Genomic DNA, 16780 nt, shown 5'->3' with positions numbered 1-16780 from the left:
GGGGAGCTTAGCGATTTAGCTGTGCACATTTCTACGCTCCGGTGTGCAGATCCAGTGGCTTAGGTGGTGGCCGCAAAATGGTACTGGTTGCGGACCGGCGTTTGGGTTGGATCCATAAAGGCCGGCAGGATCACCTGAGGCACACCATCATTGGGGATGACCTTGATCAACCCGGCGTGAACATCGTGATGGTGCGTATCGCAGAGCATCGCGCTCCAATACACTGCCGTGACTCCACCTTCGGACCAGAACCAGACGTGGTGGATATTGCAGCGTTCCGGATCCATCGTGCAACCAGGCACGAGGCAGCCGCGATCACGCACTACGACCCCTAGGCGCATGTAATTCGGATGCTTTCGTTGGGCTCGACCAATATCTAGGATTTCGCCTTTGCCACCCAAAACTATGGGAATGATTCGGGCTTTGGCTAGGGTTTGCCGTAGATCGGTGGCGCTGAGCTTAAATCCGTGGGAGGTAATACCGAATGTATCTGCTCGACCTTCAAGTTCCGCCAAGGAAATCGTGACGACGACCTGGGGTTTGATGACTGGCACCTTCAGCTCTTGCGAGCCGGCGGTGGCCTGTGCGTCAACTTGCGCTCCGTGAAGAGTTGCATCAAGTAGTCGCTGGAGGAGTTTTGAGTTGAGCTCGAGCAATGACATCAACCCATTCAGGCGTCGAGCGGCAGGGGTGATGGGAGCAGTGTCCGTGGCCTCGCTCGCGGCTGCTTCTTCATCGGTGACAAAGTCGGGATGCTCCGTGGACGCGTTGGTTGGGTTGGCTGCGTCGGCCGGATCGGAGTTGTTATCGGTGAACGCCTCACGTGCAGCTTGACCAGCGTCGGAGCGCGGATTGTCACTTTGGGCGATGCCAGACTCGAAAAGTTCGGCTCGGGTGGGGCGCAGGGCAAGTTCGTAACGCACCAACCCATGACGCAGACCGCGCCGGAAAATTCCTTCTTGGGCCTCGGGCTGTTCTTCAGATTGCTGTTCCTTGGCGGCCTTAATAACGGTGTTGATGCCTTTGCGCCGGGTGGCCGGGTCTGCTTCTTCTAATTCGTGATCGAGCATGGCTTCAAGCAGTTGACCGTCGGCACCGCGCACCGTAGAGGTGGAGGGGGCGTCGAACTCTTCACGTACCGGTTCCAGTGCACCCAGCCGGCGTGCCACCGAAAGCGCTTCGGCAGGCGGCAGGGCCGAATCGTGGAACCGCTGGGTCAGCAAGGGAAACTGCGCCGGATACTGCTGATGTTGGTAATCGAACTGGGCAAAAACATGGTTGGCGCTGGCCACGCGCCGCAGTGCCTCGTGATGCTCAATGTGTAACCAAGAGGACAGCAAGGCAGACGTGCTGGTGAAGGTGGCACGCTGGCCGGTGCGCTCGGCAGGCCGGGTGAAATCAATGGGGCCCGCTTGTTGGGCATTAAGCTCGTCCACAGTGAGAGTATGCGCGCTGGTGGCTTCGAGAAGGTGGGCGGCGTAGATCTGGGTGCGTAGCGCGTGATGGGCGGCGGACTCGGCGATTGATGCCAAAGCCAGAGCAAAACGCGGATCCTCGCGGAAGGACTCGGCCGGTTCAGCGGTGAGCACGGAAGGTTCAGCGGTGGGTTCAGTCGTTTCCGGCGTGGGACCGGCCGGGGCGCCGACCGCCTGATGCAAAACGGGAATGAGCTCGGCCAATGCCAGCGCCTCGTCGACGGATAGTCGCGAGGTCTGCTGCAACGCTTCGGATAGCCCGGCTAGTGCCTGGCTGATGGTTTGGCTCATGAGCACAGAATGCTCTGTGCCGATGCGCGGGCAAGAGCGCATCGTGCGAAGTGTGGAAAAGTCTCAGCGCGCTGCGATGGAGGAGGTGACCGTGAAGGTTTTGTCGCGCGCTAGCTGGGTGGTGGGGCCAACACGTCGGACCAATTCATTGCGATAGCGCAGGTGGGAGTTAAAAACGCACAAGAGCTGACCGCCGGGGGCCAGCACGCGGGCAGCATCGTCGATCAGTTTAAACGCGATGTCAGCGGTGACGGTATTGCCGATGTGGAATGGCGGGTTCAACGTGATCAGGCTGGCCGAGTGATCCGGAAGCCTGGACAAGGCGTCGTCTTGCACGGCGGTGAGGCGGGCGGACAGGCCATTAGCCTCGGCCGCGGCCAGGGTGGATGCCACCGCGGAGGCCGAATGATCGGACGCGTCAACCGTCAGGTGCCGGTGGGTGAGCGCAGCAAAGACGCCGATGGACCCGTTGCCACAGGCCAAATCCACCAACCTGTGGTGTTCGGTTAAGTCCGGCAGGTTCTCCAACAACAGCCGGGTGCCCGGATCCAATCGTGCCGCACCAAAAGTGCCAGCGCCGGCGTGCAGGCTAAAGCTGGTGTCGTTCACCTCATGGGTTGCGGTGGCCGGGAATTTGCTGTCGGGCTGGGATTCCAAGGGGAGACTGGCGGTGAGTACGCGTGATTTTTGGCGTGCCAACGAGACGTCGAGTTGGGCGAAACGCAAGGAGAGTACCTCGTTCATCGAGCGGCTCATATGTTTGATGCGCCCGCCGGCAAAGAGTCGGGCCTGCGCAGACGCCACGGCGGTGATGGCGGCAACCTGCTCGTCCAAAACATCCAGACCGCGGGGTAGTGCCAGCAAAATGTGGGTAGCCGACGTTGCTGCTTGAGCCAGCGGGTAAAAGGTCAGTCGCGCGGCCAGCTCGGGCAGCAAACGCTGCACATTGGCTTCGATGGCTTGGCGTGCGGTGAGCGAATCGCAGTGGACGCGTACCTGCGTGCTACCCAAGGCCAGTGCGCCCAGGCTCAACGCACCGTAGTGATCGCCGATGATCGTGATGGAATCGGGCCACGAGGTGCCCGCCTCGCGGTGCCACGTCGCGCAGGTGTCCAGAATCAGCCGATCGGCAGCGTCGGCGGCAACAAGGTTCGGTGCCTGCACATCGGGCCAGCGCTGCAGGTCAGCCAGCAGGGCCTCAAGCTCGGCGTCGGAAAACGAAGCGGGATTCAAATCAGATCAACCCATTGGGTGTTGGCGGCGGCCAGTTGCCCAGCGCCGGAGGTGAGTGTAGCGATGTGGGTGTGCAATTCTTCGGCGGCTTCGGGAGTATCGGGGATGCCGATCTGGATCAGCGCGGCCGTTGACTGCCACTGTGTGGGCTCGATCTGGTAACCGGCGGCCCGTAGCTCGTTTTCGTAGCGCGCGGCCGTTGCGTGAGCCGCGGGCAAGGTGAAGATGCGTAGGCGTTGGCGGCCTATTAACGTGGTGTGATCCAACGCGCTGGACACCGCTTCGGAATAGGCGCGGACCAGGCCGCCAGCGCCAAGTTTAATGCCACCAAAATAGCGCACGACCACGGCGAGCACGTCGGAGAGGCCACCGCCCTGTTCTGTATCGCGCTTAGCTAGCGCGTCGAGCATCGGAATCCCCGCGGTACCCGAGGGTTCGCCATCGTCATTGGAACGCTGGGTCATCCGGTCAGGGCCAAGGATGAAGGCGGTGCAGTGGTGCCGGGCGTCAAAATGGGTTTTGCGCAAGGTCGCGATGTGTTCGCGCGCGGCGGCCTCCGAATCAACGCGGTACAGGTAGGTGATGAAGCGCGAGCGCTTGATTTCCAGCTCGTGCACGCTGTCCCCGCTGAGCGTGGTGTAGCTGGTCGCGACCGATTCGTTGGTGTTCATCGCTAATAGTTTATAGGCTGGGAGCATGAAGCATGTTGGACTGACCGGGGGAGTAGCCTCCGGAAAATCTGCCGTAGCGGCTAAATTGGCCGAACTCGGGGCGGTAGTGATCGATGCCGACGCTTTGGCGCGCGATGTGGTTGCCCCTGGCACACCTGGCCTAGCTGCGATTAAAGACGCATTTGGGTCCGAGGTTTTGTTGCCCGATGGCGCTCTGGATCGCAAGGCGTTGGGTGCGATCGTCTTCGCCGATGAACAGCAACGGCAGACGTTGAACAACATTGTGCATCCTCTAGTGCGCGAGGCCGCTGGCGCGCTTCGTACAAAGGCGCCTGAAGACTCCCTGGTGGTAGAAGACATCCCGCTGTTGGTTGAATCTGGGCAAGCTGACCGGTTTGACGCGGTGATCGTTATCCAAGCCCCACATGATGAGCGGATCCGTCGCATGGTCCAAGACCGCGGGTGGAGCGTTGAGGAAGCAAAGGCACGGATGGCTGCGCAGGCCAGTGACGAACAGCGTGCCGCGGTCGCAGATTTTGTGCTGGACAATTCCGGCAGTTTAGAAGAACTTGAGGCACAGGTCAGTGTTCTCTTCGCGCAGTTGACGTAGGTAGTAGGAGAAATAATGCTCAAGATTTCCAAATGGACGATGCTCGCGAGTTTCGCAGTGGCTCTGGTGCTGTGGCTAGGCTTTGGCGGTCGTGCCGAGTTTGTCGGCCAGGAGCAAGGCCCATATTCGCCGGTGGTCTACATTTCCGGCTGGCTAGCACTGCTGGGCGTTGTTGCAGCGACCGTGTTAACCTGTGGCTTTTTCAGCAACGCCATCGGCCGCACCGTGCGTCGTAATGCCATCCGCTACGGTATGCGCAAGTAGTGAGTTATCCCTTTAAGCTGAAAGCTGGCTAGGGCAAGGCTCAAACGGTGGGGGCAAGTGGATATGCTGGAACTATGAGTCTTGCACAGCCGATTAAGCGGGTCGTCGCTCCCTTCGAAGTGATCAGCGAATATGAGCCAGCCGGTGACCAGCCGGAGGCCATCAAACAGCTGACCGAGCGGCTAAACAACGGCGAGAAGGACATTGTTCTGCTCGGCGCCACGGGTACCGGTAAATCTGCCACCACCGCCTGGCTGGTGGAGCAGGTACAACGCCCTACCTTGGTGCTGGTGCAAAATAAGACCCTGGCCGCTCAGCTGGCCAACGAATTCCGCGAGCTGATGCCCAACAACGCGGTGGAGTATTTCGTTTCCTACTACGACTACTACCAGCCCGAGGCCTACGTCCCGCAGACCGATACCTTTATCGAGAAGGACTCCTCGGTCAACGAGGAAGTTGAGCGTTTACGCCACTCGGCCACCAATTCCTTGCTGACCCGGCGCGACACCATTGTTGTTGCCACCGTTTCGTGCATCTACGGCTTGGGCACGCCAGAAGAATACGTGGCCGGAATGGTCACCGTGCGAACCGGTGAAGAGCTGAACCGCGATGCGATGTTGCGCCAGTTTGTCGCCATGCAGTACACCCGAAACGACATGGACTTCCACCGTGGCACCTTCCGGGTGCGTGGCGATACGGTCGAGATTATTCCAATGTACGAAGAGCAGGCCGTGCGCATCGAGTTCTTCGGCGACGAAGTTGAAGCGATCTACACCCTGCATCCGGTCACCGGTGAAGTGATTCGTGAAGAAACCGAGATGTACATCTTCCCGGCCAGCCACTATGTTGCTGGCGCCGAGCGCATGGGCAAAGCCATCAAGCGGATTGAAGACGAGCTGGCCGGACGGCTCAAAGAGCTGGAATCGCAGAACAAGCTCGTTGAAGCCCAGCGGTTGCGCATGCGCACCACCTATGACCTGGAAATGATGGAGCAGATGGGCTTCTGCAACGGCATCGAAAACTACTCGCGACACATTGATGGCCGCGAAGCCGGCAGCGCTCCACACTGTTTGATCGACTATTTCCCAGACGACTTCTTGCTGGTGATCGACGAGTCGCACGTGACCGTGCCGCAGATCGGCGCCATGTATGAAGGCGATATGTCACGTAAGCGCACGCTGGTTGAGCACGGTTTCCGCCTTCCCAGCGCGATGGATAACCGTCCGCTGAAGTGGGATGAGTTTTTGCAGCGCATCGGGCAGACCGTCTATCTTTCGGCGACCCCGGGTAAGTACGAGCTGGGCAAGTCCGATGGTTATGTGGAACAGATCATTCGCCCCACCGGCCTGATCGACCCGGAGATTATCGTGAAGCCCACCAAGGGACAGATCGATGATCTACTCGATGAAATCCGTCTGCGCGTTCAGCGTGATGAGCGCGTCTTGGTCACTACCTTGACCAAGCGCATGTCCGAGGACCTGACCGACTACCTGACCGAGCACCAGGTCCGAGTGCAGTACCTGCACTCGGATGTGGACACCATTCGTCGTGTGGAGCTGTTGCGTGAATTGCGTATGGGTGCCTTCGACGTGCTGGTGGGAATTAACCTGCTCCGTGAGGGTTTGGACCTGCCTGAAGTCTCCCTAGTGGCAATCCTCGATGCTGACAAGCAGGGCTTCTTGCGTTCGGCGACCTCGCTGATTCAGACCATTGGTCGCGCCGCACGTAACGTCTCCGGCCAGGTGATCATGTACGCGGATAAGATTACCGATGCCATGGACAAAGCGATCGACGAGACCAATCGTCGCCGGGCCATTCAGGAAGCGCATAACAAGGAGCACGGGATCGATCCGATGCCGCTGCGCAAGAAGATCGCCGACATCACCGATCAGTTGGCTCGTGAAGACGCCGACACGCAGGAGCTACTGAACAATAACCGGTTGGCCAAGGACGCTAAGCGGTCCAAGGCCTCAGCGAGTGTGCGTAAGGATGGGTTGGCGGCTGCGCCGGCCGAAGATTTGTTGACTCAGATCGGCGATATGACCGAACAGATGCATGCTGTGGCCGCAGAGCTGCAGTTTGAGCTGGCAGCGCGGATTCGTGATGAGGTCTCCGAATTGAAGAAGGAGCTGCGCCAGATGAAGGCCGCCGGTCACGCTTAATCCTCGACCAGTTTGTGACAGGTTGGTGTGATCAAAAAGTCTGTGCAGATGCTGTGCGCTACAATGGTTTTTTGGACGTAGGGGAGTATCCCAATGCTGTGAACGTCAACACGCGAACCAATGATGCTTCGCCGGGCGCAGCAGCCGATCAATAGGCAAGCATTCAATTAACTTGTTTGCCTGGATGACGGCGGAGAGACTTGCGGCGATTTTCCATACCCTCCAACGAAAGGTCGCTCGTCTGTGGGCACTCATGGGATAACCATTCAATTCGAGATCATCGCGCTGGTCGTGCTGTGTGCGGTGCTAATCGCAGACTTGCTGTACGTCACCAAGCGACCTCACATTCCCTCCATGAAGGAAGCTGGCATCTTTGTCGGCATCTACATCACCTTAGCTTTGATCTTCGGCGGAATCCTCTGGTGGCAAGCCGGACCGCAGATCGGCCAGGAGTTCTACGCCGGCTGGATCACCGAATATGCGTTGTCGGTAGACAACTTGTTCGTCTTCATCATCATCATGGCGCGCTTCTCGGTACCTCGTAAGTACCAGCAGGAAGTGCTGATGTTCGGCATTATTATCGCGCTGATCCTGCGTGCAATCTTCATTGTTCTCGGTGCTGCCATTATTGAGCAGTGGTCGTGGGTCTTCTACATCTTCGGTGCCTTCCTGCTGTGGACCGCATGGAACCAGCTCAAGGACGAAGATGAGGACGAAGAGAGCGGTCTAGTTAAGAAGCTGACCAGCCGTATGCCGATTTCCAATGATTTCGACGGCGCAAAACTGCGCACCGTGATCGACGGAAAGAAGCTGTTCACCCCGATGGTGCTGGTCTTCGTGACCATCGGTATGACCGACTTGCTGTTCGCCTTTGACTCGATTCCTGCCATCTTCGGTCTGACAAAGTCTGCGTTTATCGTGTTCACCGCGAACATCTTCGCCCTGATGGGTCTGCGCCAGCTGTACTTCCTGCTGGGTGGATTGATGAACCGTTTGGTCTTCCTGAAGCACGCACTGAGCTTCATCCTGGCGTTCATCGGCGTGAAGCTGGTCTTCCACGCTCTGCACGAGAACAACCTGCCATTCATCAACGGTGGCAAGCACCTGGATTACCCATGGTTGGATATCTCGACCGGTCTGTCCTTGCTGGTGATCCTGGGCGCGATTATCGTTGCGACCGTAATGTCCTTGTGGACTCCATGGGGTCGACGTGCCGCCGAAGCTGCTGAAGGCGACTCGATGACGTCGTCCTCTGACAGGGCTTTGCGCGACGACATCTAATAAGCAGAATGAGCCCGCCGGTTCGCCTTCCAAGGTTGATCGGCGGGTTTTCTCTGGCTCGATGCAAGCTAGCGAACTTATCTTGGAGGTAAATTTCATGAGCGATGCACCAACTGATTCCAAATCTGTAGCTGCTGACGTTGCGCACGCTTCAGGAACAATGTCTCGCCTCCTGGGTCAGAGCGCAGGCCAAGGCCGCTCTGTGACCGCTTGGCGGGTGCTCTCGTCCTTGGACCGTTTGGGCGCTCAGCGAGTGGGCGACTTGGCCATTGAACAACGAGTTGCCCAGCCAACGATGACCGGGCTGGTCATACGGCTTGAAAAAGATCGTATGGTCAAGCGTCAAGATGATCCGAAGGATCGCAGGGCCAGCCTAGTGAACCTCACCAAAGCTGGACGCAGGGAAATCGAAGGCTATCGTGAACGCGCAATGAACGTTCTTTTGGGTGGCATCGAAGGCTTTAGCGAAGAAGACCAGCGAGTTCTGGCCCGCGCTGTAGCGTTGTTGCAGCAGCTGAACAATCAGATTGCTGCAGGTTTAGATAGCTAGATCAGGCTCTCTGGCCGCACGTCCTAGTGATCGTGCTGGCCAGAGACATGCATTAAACACACAGTATTAAACAAAGAGGCGCGCCGTTTCCAAACATGTTTGGAAACGGCGCGCCTGTGTGTTTCTAGAAATCAATCGCCCTTTGCGGCCGCTTCAGGATCTTCACCGTTGGTCATGGCCAACAGGCGGCGGAAAATTGCTGGACCGTCATCGCCGATGCCATCGTGGTGGTACTCATCAGTGACCCACGTCTGTAGACCCGCAACCTGCGAGGCCGTACGCAAGGAGAGCTCGCGGTCGACGTAGACGTCGTCGTGGTACACGGCAGCGGCCACCGGGACGGTGTTCTCGGCTAGTACATCCAGGTCGTAGAGTGGCGCAAAATGCTCGTGTTCGGCCAAGATCCGCGCAACATCTTCCAGCGGGCGCAGTGCTGGATCTTGGGCAAAGTGCCAACGGAAGATCATCTCGCCGGTCAACAATGGAGTTTTCGCGTGCTCGGTGAACTCCTCAAATTCACTGAGCACGTCTTCGGCGGCAAAGTTCGTCGCCTCGCCTTGGGCATAGATACTCTCGTGCATCAACGCATAGAGCGGGTTCGACGCAAACGATGACTGCGCATATAAAGCGTCAAGGAACGTATCGGAAAGTCGTAGGCCACCAGGAGTCGGGCTAAAGGCTTCTTCGAAGATATGGTGAAGCAGGTGCACGCGGGTATTTCCACCCAGGTACATGCCCAACATCTGCACCAGTGGCACAGTAACTTGCTGTCCGTTGGGCAAAAACTCGTCATGGTTTTCACGCACGTGCTGGTAAATCTGGTGCAACTTGTCGAAGTCTTCTGGATACCAGGAGAAAAATTCACGATTACGTTCGGCCATGCGTGCATAGGTTGCCCGGTACACGGTCCGTGCATCCTGATCCAACGACGCTAGCCCGCCGGTAACAAGGCAACGCGATAGTGACGCGGGGAAGAGCGAAAGATAAGTCAGCGTGCAGAACCCGCCGTAGCTCTGGCCAAAGGTGCTCCACTTTTCCACGCCCAGATGCTCACGAAGCGCTTCAGCATCTTTGACAATGGAGTCGGCGCGGAAATACTCCAAGTACCGTGCTTGTGCTGCTGAGTCTCCGCGCAGTGCCAGGGTCTTGCGGTTGGCCGGCGTGGAAAGCCCGGTGCCACGCTGATCGAGCAAGAGCACTCGGAAGTGCTTGGTGGCTTCGGCGAGCCAACCCGAAAGGGAAGCTGGCCGTGGCGACTTGCCACCCGGGCCGCCCTGTAAGAACAGCAACCACGGCTTAGTTGAGTCGGTGCTGACTTCTCTGGCAAAAACCGAGATCTTTTCACCTTCTGGGCGCGAGTAGTCCAGCGGAACATCGATGCGATGATCGGTGACGTCCATGCCGCGGTAATGTGCCATTTTTATGCTCCTTGCGATCCGAGTTCTTCAAGTGCGGCGCCATCTAGCCGTCGAGTTATCCAACCGTTCTGTGAACCTGCGCCAATCGAGTCGTAAAACTTGATCGCAGGTTCATTCCAATCTAGGACGTCCCACTCTAAACGCTTGTATCCTCGCTGAACACAAATTTCTGCGAGCTGACGTAAGAGCGCGGTGCCGGTGCCAAGCCCGCGCTGGCTGGAGCGAACGTAGAGATCTTCCAAGTGGATCCCATGCCGGCCCTCCCCGGTGGAGTAGGTCAAGTACCAGATGGCAATGCCAACGACCGAACCCTGATCATCCTGAGCCACATGGGCGAAAGCCTGTGGGTTAGGGCCGAACAAGTGCTCTTCCAGATCCTTCACGGTGTTGCGCACCGCATCCGGTTCCTTCTCATACACAGCAAGTTCGTTGATTAGTTCCAGAATCATCGGGCAGTCGTTGATGACTGCTTCGCGCACAATACTCATGTGTTCTAGCTTACCGCTGTCATGCAGCTAAAACGTCGGTGACCAGTCCTAAGGTTGAATTCATGATGGGTGGACACCACGCGGTGAGCGGCGCAGCCGCATGGTTGGCAATTACAACTCCAGTGACCGTTGGGACTGTAAACCTCGGGCTGGGAACATTCCAGATGGACCGTTGGGAGACACTCGCCGGAGCAATTGTGTGTGCCGGAGCCGCGTTATTACCTGATGCTGATCATCACGGCGCCACGATCGCACGTTCACTTCCGCCGTTTTCATCCATTTTTGCTCGGGTTATCGGCGAAGCCTCCGGCGGCCACCGAAACGGTACCCACTCGATTATTGGAATGGCGTTTTTCATCTTCTTGGCATGGCTGGCCAACGGTTGGGACGTGGCCACCGCGGCCCTCGGCACGATCTATCCTGGAGCAGCATTATTCGCGATTCTGCTTATATCCTTCGCAGTGAAGTCGGTTAAATTCATGCCGCCCATGCTCTGCTGGATCATCGCCCTGGCCACGGGTGCCTTTGTTGGGGTGAACGCACCTGAAGCGAATCAGTGGTTCCTATTGGCCGTGGCAGTGGGCGTCATCGTCCATGTTGTGGGGGATATGCTCACGGTCGGCGGATGCAATTTGATCTGGCCGATCAAGATCGGGTCCCCACGATGGTTCCGTAGGATCCCGGTAATTGGCGGCTGCTGGAAGTCCAACGGGCGACTTGCAGTCCCCGTGCTGGCGGAGACCGGATCGACCGCGGAATGGTTACTGGCCACGCTTCTGACGACCTATGTTGGAATTGCGCTCATCGTTGCCTAGCTAGCTTCACCCAGCGGTGCAAGGTTCTCGCCGCAGTAAACAAGCGCGGTTCCTAGGATCAACGAGCCAATCTGCACCGTGGTAGACACCAACGCGTCAGGGCTGAAAAGTGCCGACCAGCCACTGAGTAGACCAACTACGGTTAGCAGCACGAGGCATGCTCCCGTGACACGGAGTCTGAATCCATTCATGGCCATACCCTACGACAACGTCACTAACTTGGCTACTCACTGCCTACGAGCCGACCCAGTGCTACCAATTCGTGCGGGACTGTCATTGAAGGTAGCTTCCCTGTCCCAAACCAGCGCAGCTCTGCGGCCCTTTGCGGTTCCTGGATCACTGGTGTTCCCGACCAATTTCGGGCGACGAAAAAGTGGTCTTCGTAAGTCTTGGCCGAGCCGTGATGGTTCTGGTGACGCGACGAAACGGTCAACAGACGCAGATCCGTAGGCTGAATGAGCACTCCGAGTTCCTCACTAGCCTCTCGAACTGCTGCAGCTGCCGCAGATTCACCAGGTTCTACATGCCCAGCGGCGGCTGCGCTCCAATATCCGTCCATGAAACCAGTGCCTTGCCGCAGTTGCAGCAAGACCTGGTCATCACGAACCATCAACGCGTAAGCGATCGCTTTCACCCGAGATTAGTCCAGCCGGCCAACGGAGGTTACGGTCACGACCGGCGCTCCGACCTCATCGGAATCATCCAAGGAGATCGTGGCGCTAATACCCCAGTCATGATGTTCGGCTGGGTCCGCAAAGATCTGGCGAACTTCCCAGACACGATTGGGCAACTCGTTGACGATGAACAAGGCGCTGCTGCGACCGGTGGGACCGTCGTCGATGTCCTCGTGCTCGTCAAAGTATCCGTCCAAGGCATCGGCCCAAGCGTCGGAATCAAACCCGTTGTGGCCATCAAGCTCACCGAGGGCTTGGTCTTGCTCGTCGGCGAAGAGCTTAACCCTGCGGAACATTTCGTTGCGGACCATCACGCGGAAGGCACGCTTATTGCTGGTCAGCTTTTCCGGAGCTGGAGGTGGGGCAGTTTCGGTTTCCTCGCTCAGCTCGCCACGCGACAACTCTTCCCATTCGTCAAGCAACGAGGAATCAATCTGGCGGATCATCTCTCCGAGCCACTCGATCAGATCTTCAAGGTCTTCGCGCAGTGAATCTTGGGGAACTGTTTGGCGCAGGGCCTTATACGCATCGGTGAGGTAGCGCAACAACACACCCTCGGAGCGCGCCAGCTGGTAGTACTGGACAAAATCGGAGAAGCCCATGGCACGTTCGTACATGTCGCGAACGATCGACTTGGGCTGCACCTCAAAGTCGGCCAGCCACGGAGCACCCGAACGATATTGTTCAAACGCGGCCTCAAGCTTTTCCGCCAAAGGCATCGGATAAGTAATCTCATCCAGCGCGTTCATGCGGTCGTTGTAGTCCATGCCTTCGGCCTTCATCGCGGCAATGGCTTCGCCCCGAGCCTTTTTCTCCTGCCCGGAAAGTATCTGGCGCGGCTTTTCGAGGGTCGCTTCGATCACCGAGACGACGTCGAGGGCGTAACTGGCAGAATCTGGATCCAACAGATCCAAGGCAGCGAGTGCAAAAGGCGAGAGCGGTTGGTTCAGCGCAAAGTTCTGCTGCAGGTGCACGGTCAACTCGTAGTAGTTACCGTACTGATCTGGTTCGTCTCGGCGGACAACAACTTCGGTGGCGATCAGCTCACGCAAGATGCCCAGTGCACGCAGTTTCAACTTTCGCTGGGCGGCAGGTGTCTCATGGTTTTCGCTGAGCAAACGGACCGCGGCCTCGAAGGCGTTGTCTTCACGTTCCAAAAGGTTCAGCAGCATCGAGTGCGAAACCTGGAACGAGGACTTCAGCGTTTCTGGGGCAGCAGCAACAATCTTGTCGTAGGTCTTTTCGCCCCAGGTGACAAAGTTCTGTGGTGGCTTCTTCTTAGGGATCTGTTTGAGCTTCGAGGAACCTTCGCCGTGCTTCTTCAGCGCCTTTTCCATGGCCTTGTGATTTTCGATGGCATGCTCAGGGGCCTGAACCAGTACGGTACCAGCGGTATCAAAACCAGCACGTCCGGCTCGACCAGCAATCTGATGGAACTCGCGGGCATTAACGATGCGTGTACGGGTGCCGTCGAATTTGGACAGCGCGGTGATGACCACCGTGCGGATAGGCACGTTGATGCCCACGCCCAAGGTGTCGGTACCGCAAATGACCTTGAGTAGACCTGCCTGCGCGAGCTGTTCCACCAGGCGACGGTACTTAGGGAGCATGCCGGCGTGGTGGATGCCGATGCCGTGGCGGACCAAACGGTTCAGCGTCTTGCCAAAACCAGCGGCGAAGCGGAAGCCACCGATCATCTCGGAGATCTTTTCCTTCTCCTCACGCGTGGCTACATTAACGCTCATCAACCCGGTGGCGCGATCAATGGCGTCGAGTTGGGAGAAGTGCACGATGTAGATCGGGACCTGCTTGGTCTTGATCAGTTCCTCGACGGCTTCCTGCACAGGCTCCATCGAGTAGTAGAAGTGCAAGGGGATCGGGCGTTCGGTGTGTGCGACCGTGACGGTCGGCGTTCCGGTGCGCTCCTCGAGTTCTTTCTCAAAGCGGGTCACATCGCCCAAGGTGGCGCTCATGAGCAGGAACTGAGCCTGTGGAAGTTCGATCAGGGGAACTTGCCAGGCCCAGCCGCGCTGTGGGTCAGCGTAGAAGTGGAATTCGTCCATGATCACGCATCCGACATCTGCGCGGGAACCTTCGCGCAAGGCAATGTTGGCTAAGATCTCGGCCGTGCAGCAAATGATCGGAGCGTCGGCGTTGACGGAGGAATCTCCGGTGACCATACCGACGTTTTCTGCACCAAAGATTTTGCAGAGGTCAAAAAACTTCTCGGAGACTAGTGCCTTGATCGGCGCAGTGTAGAAGCTGATCTGATCGCGGGACATGGCATAAAAATGCGCTGCGATGGCGACCAAAGATTTGCCGGAGCCGGTCGGGGTGGCAAGGATGACGTTGTTGCCGCCGGCCAGCGCCATCGACGCTTCATCCTGGGCAGGGTAGAGGTTGATACCACGGGTGGTGACCCATTGGCCGAAAGCCTCGTAGATTTCGTCGTCGGAAACGTTTTTGCTGTCTGCTGGCAAATAATCGGTGAGCAACATGATGTTACTAGCCTATCGGTTCAACGCCATGTCTCGGTGCCTAGTAGCCCGTAGAACAAAGGATTAGGCTGAGGGCATGAAATGGGATCCAGCTAAGTACACAGAATTCTCCGATTACCGCGGACGTCCATATAAAGACTTGCTCGGGCAGCTAACCGAAATTGAGCCGAAAAATATTGTCGATTTGGGCTGCGGACCGGGGAATATGACTCGGCTGTTGGCGCAACGATGGCCCGATGCTCAGGTGACCGGTCTGGACTCTTCTGCGGAAATGATCGCGAAGGCTAAGTCTTCGGAACATGAACCGAACCTAGATTTTGCCTTAGCTGATGCCACCACATGGCGACCCGCCGAAAACCTAGATCTGTTGTTCTCCAATGCGATGTTGCAATGGCTTCCGAATCACCGGGAGCTACTGTCCTCATGGTTGGGCACTATGAAACCCGGAGCCTATGTAGCGATCCAGATGCCAGGGAACTTCCGTTCACCTTCTCATGCGCTGATGCGCGAAGTGGCCGAAAGTCCAAAGTGGATTCAGAAGCTCGGGGGAGTACTACGCGACGGCCACGTTGTGGGAGAACCAGAGGAGTATCAGCGGCTATTGCTGCAGCAAGGATTCCAAGCAAATGTCTGGGAGACAACATTCCAGCAATTGTTGCCCGGCGATGACCCCATTGTGGATTGGGTTCGCGGTACGGCACTATTGCCGGTGAAAGCGGTATTGGACGCAGAGGACTATCTAGAATTTGAGGATGACTATCGAGCGGTAGTCAGCATTCACTACCCATCGGTGCAGACCCCGGACGGTACGAAGCTAACAAACTTCCCATTCCGTCGAATATTCGTGATCGGTCACAAACTGACCCAGTAGCGGGCAGGCACTAGTTTCTGCAGCAATTCAGGCAGAACTTTCACTGCGATGATCACGCTCAAGGTGCCTAACGCCAGCCCCGAAACTACATCGTGGAAGTAGTGTGCCCCGACGCCGACCCTAGACAGACCGATAACTATAGCTAGTGGGATCGCATACTTGGCCAGCTTCGGGACCACCAGAGTGCACGCCGTGGCGATAGCGGCCGCGACTACAGAATGATTGGACGGCCAAGACCAGTCTCCCGAGGCCGGGCAAGCCATCGCGGTGAGCACATCAAGAGAATTGCACGGTCGTTCCTCGCGGAAAATTGCTTTGATGAGTTCACTGAGCACATAGCCAATTCCAGCGCCAATGCCACCGGAGGCTAGAGACAAAAAAGGTGGACGATCCCGAAACCAGCAAGTGATGGTGAGCGCAACGGCGCCTAGCACTAACAGCTTGAGCAGGGCGTCGGAGCAAAAAATCACGATAGCCGACAGCAAAGATGAGGAAACGACGACGCCACTGATGCCCGAGTACAGGACATCACGCAGCGGGAAAGATAGCGCGGCGATGAGGACCAGTGCGACAACTACCATTGCTGGTCGAGTCGGTCGGATCTTATATTTCGCGGTGGGGGAAAGACTCACGAGTGGCGATTATACGGATCCGGGCTGTGCGCCAAATTCAGTGAGCTATCACCGAACTGCCAGTGCGAGATGCCCACAAGTAAACCTTGGGGCATCCGGCGACACTGTTTACCAGCCGCGTTCGCGCCACTGATCAAGATGCGGGCGTTGTTCACCTAGGGTCGTTGTGTCTCCATGCCCGGGCAATACTTTGGTTTCGTCTGGGAAGCGATCGAAGATTCGTTCGGAGACGTCGGTAATCAGTGAGAGGAAGCGCTGTGGGTCTTTCCACGTGTTGCCAACGCCGCCGGGGAAGAGGCTGTCACCGCTGAGTACGACCGGCTGTCCGGAGGAATCAACTAGCGCATAGCCAATGGAACCTGGCGTGTGTCCGCGCAGGTGGATGGCTTCAATAATTACGTCGCCGAGCTTTAACTGATCACCATGGTTCAACCCGTTGGTGATTTGAACACCAGATTCTTCAGCGATGCCGGTCATGTCCTCGGCGCCGGCATAGGTGGTAACAGGGTATTTTTCGACGATGTCGGACAGCGCACGAATGTGGTCCCAATGCTGGTGTGTGGTGGCAATACCAACAATTTGTGGTTCTTGCGCATCACCTTGCGAGGCCCGAATGAGTTCTGCAATTGCAGGGACGTCGTCGGCAGCATCAACAAGCAGCTGCTCGCCGGTCCCTCGGTGAGTTATGAGGTAAACATTGTTTTCCATGTCGGAAACGGAGGTCCAGCGGATGGTCACGTCATCTAGCAATAGTTCGTTCATACCACTCACACTACGACGGAATATATGGTCAACGCGACCTTTAAAGATAGGCTCGGGACAACAGTAGATACAGTTCCAACGAATG

At 57.3% G+C, this 16780-nt stretch carries 17 protein-coding genes; 7 read left to right on the top strand and 10 right to left on the bottom strand.

All coding sequences use genetic code 11. The features are described from left to right. Positions 1–59: 59 nt before the first annotated feature. The 3 genes from ACT3RW_RS09750 to ACT3RW_RS09740 all read right to left on the bottom strand — a co-directional run bounded on the left by ACT3RW_RS09750 (position 60) and on the right by ACT3RW_RS09740 (position 3670). A complete protein-coding gene (locus tag ACT3RW_RS09750; RefSeq protein WP_444613605.1) occupies positions 60–1766 on the bottom strand; it encodes a hypothetical protein in 1707 nt (568 codons plus the stop codon). 63 nt (positions 1767–1829) lie between these two features. Further along, entirely contained in the window at positions 1830–2999 is a 1170-nt protein-coding gene (locus tag ACT3RW_RS09745) for a class I SAM-dependent methyltransferase (protein ID WP_444613604.1), read from the bottom strand. Next, complete coding sequence (locus ACT3RW_RS09740; protein WP_444613603.1) at positions 2996–3670, bottom strand: IMPACT family protein; 675 nt, start codon at positions 3668–3670, stop codon at positions 2996–2998. The genes ACT3RW_RS09745 and ACT3RW_RS09740 overlap by 4 nt, the downstream gene beginning before the upstream one ends. Positions 3671–3695: 25 nt before the next feature. On the opposite strand from ACT3RW_RS09740, the gene coaE reads away from it, so the two are divergent. The 5 genes from coaE to ACT3RW_RS09715 all read left to right on the top strand — a co-directional run bounded on the left by coaE (position 3696) and on the right by ACT3RW_RS09715 (position 8537). Then, complete coding sequence (gene coaE / locus ACT3RW_RS09735) at positions 3696–4280, top strand: dephospho-CoA kinase (protein ID WP_444613602.1); 585 nt, start codon at positions 3696–3698, stop codon at positions 4278–4280. A 15-nt stretch (positions 4281–4295) separates the two neighbouring features. Further along, positions 4296–4544 (top strand): hypothetical protein, encoded by a 249-nt coding sequence (locus ACT3RW_RS09730; protein WP_262197528.1) that lies wholly within the window; start codon positions 4296–4298, stop codon positions 4542–4544. Positions 4545–4618: 74 nt separating this feature from the next. After that, the gene (gene uvrB, locus ACT3RW_RS09725; protein ID WP_444613601.1) at positions 4619–6706 is read left to right on the top strand and encodes an excinuclease ABC subunit UvrB; all 2088 of its coding nucleotides are present in this window, start codon (positions 4619–4621) and stop codon (positions 6704–6706) included. 243 nt (positions 6707–6949) lie between these two features. Continuing rightward, positions 6950–7987, top strand: coding sequence for a TerC/Alx family metal homeostasis membrane protein (locus ACT3RW_RS09720; protein ID WP_444613600.1), 1038 nt, complete (start codon positions 6950–6952; stop codon positions 7985–7987). 97 nt (positions 7988–8084) lie between these two features. Beyond that, positions 8085–8537 (top strand): MarR family winged helix-turn-helix transcriptional regulator, encoded by a 453-nt coding sequence (locus ACT3RW_RS09715; protein ID WP_444613599.1) that lies wholly within the window; start codon positions 8085–8087, stop codon positions 8535–8537. Positions 8538–8668: 131 nt separating this feature from the next. Here ACT3RW_RS09715 and ACT3RW_RS09710 read toward each other — a convergent pair whose 3' ends face one another. Both ACT3RW_RS09710 and ACT3RW_RS09705 read right to left on the bottom strand, forming a co-directional pair. Next, the gene (locus tag ACT3RW_RS09710; protein WP_131088442.1) at positions 8669–9955 is read right to left on the bottom strand and encodes an alpha/beta fold hydrolase; all 1287 of its coding nucleotides are present in this window, start codon (positions 9953–9955) and stop codon (positions 8669–8671) included. Positions 9956–9957: 2 nt separating this feature from the next. Continuing rightward, complete coding sequence (locus ACT3RW_RS09705) at positions 9958–10443, bottom strand: GNAT family N-acetyltransferase (protein WP_444613598.1); 486 nt, start codon at positions 10441–10443, stop codon at positions 9958–9960. Positions 10444–10505: 62 nt separating this feature from the next. On the opposite strand from ACT3RW_RS09705, the gene ACT3RW_RS09700 reads away from it, so the two are divergent. Next, entirely contained in the window at positions 10506–11258 is a 753-nt protein-coding gene (locus tag ACT3RW_RS09700; RefSeq protein WP_444613597.1) for a metal-dependent hydrolase, read from the top strand. Here the strand turns inward: ACT3RW_RS09700 and ACT3RW_RS09695 are convergent. From ACT3RW_RS09695 to ACT3RW_RS09685, 3 genes are read right to left on the bottom strand one after another with little or no spacing between them, the layout of a single operon-like run. Next, the gene (locus ACT3RW_RS09695) at positions 11255–11449 is read right to left on the bottom strand and encodes a hypothetical protein (protein ID WP_444613596.1); all 195 of its coding nucleotides are present in this window, start codon (positions 11447–11449) and stop codon (positions 11255–11257) included. The genes ACT3RW_RS09700 and ACT3RW_RS09695 overlap by 4 nt on opposite strands. 32 nt (positions 11450–11481) lie before the next feature. Next, complete coding sequence (locus ACT3RW_RS09690; RefSeq protein ID WP_444613595.1) at positions 11482–11892, bottom strand: NUDIX domain-containing protein; 411 nt, start codon at positions 11890–11892, stop codon at positions 11482–11484. A gap of 6 nt (positions 11893–11898) precedes the next feature. Continuing rightward, positions 11899–14430: a DEAD/DEAH box helicase gene (locus tag ACT3RW_RS09685; RefSeq protein ID WP_444613594.1), complete on the bottom strand. Its 2532-nt coding sequence runs from the start codon at positions 14428–14430 to the stop codon at positions 11899–11901. Between the two features lie 76 nt (positions 14431–14506). On the opposite strand from ACT3RW_RS09685, the gene ACT3RW_RS09680 reads away from it, so the two are divergent. Further along, on the top strand, positions 14507–15301 hold the full coding sequence (locus tag ACT3RW_RS09680; RefSeq protein WP_131088439.1) for a methyltransferase domain-containing protein: 795 nt from the start codon (positions 14507–14509) through the stop codon (positions 15299–15301). On the opposite strand, the gene ACT3RW_RS09675 is transcribed toward ACT3RW_RS09680, so the two are convergent. Together ACT3RW_RS09675 and ACT3RW_RS09670 are read right to left on the bottom strand one after the other, a co-directional pair. Further along, positions 15283–15933 carry a phosphatase PAP2 family protein gene (locus ACT3RW_RS09675; RefSeq protein WP_131088438.1) on the bottom strand — a complete coding sequence of 217 codons (651 nt, stop codon included), beginning with the start codon at positions 15931–15933 and terminating at the stop codon, positions 15283–15285. The two genes, ACT3RW_RS09680 and ACT3RW_RS09675, sit on opposite strands and share 19 nt — an antisense overlap. A 108-nt stretch (positions 15934–16041) precedes the next feature. Further along, complete coding sequence (locus tag ACT3RW_RS09670) at positions 16042–16695, bottom strand: MBL fold metallo-hydrolase (RefSeq protein WP_444613593.1); 654 nt, start codon at positions 16693–16695, stop codon at positions 16042–16044. Between the last annotated feature and the right edge of the window lie 85 nt (positions 16696–16780).

The sequence above is a fragment of the Glutamicibacter sp. AOP5-A2-18 genome, from assembly GCF_052446055.1.
GTDB lineage: Bacteria > Actinomycetota > Actinomycetes > Actinomycetales > Micrococcaceae > Glutamicibacter.
The sequence above is the reverse complement of the archived record's forward strand: the minus strand, read 5'-3'. Positions and strand labels throughout refer to the sequence as shown.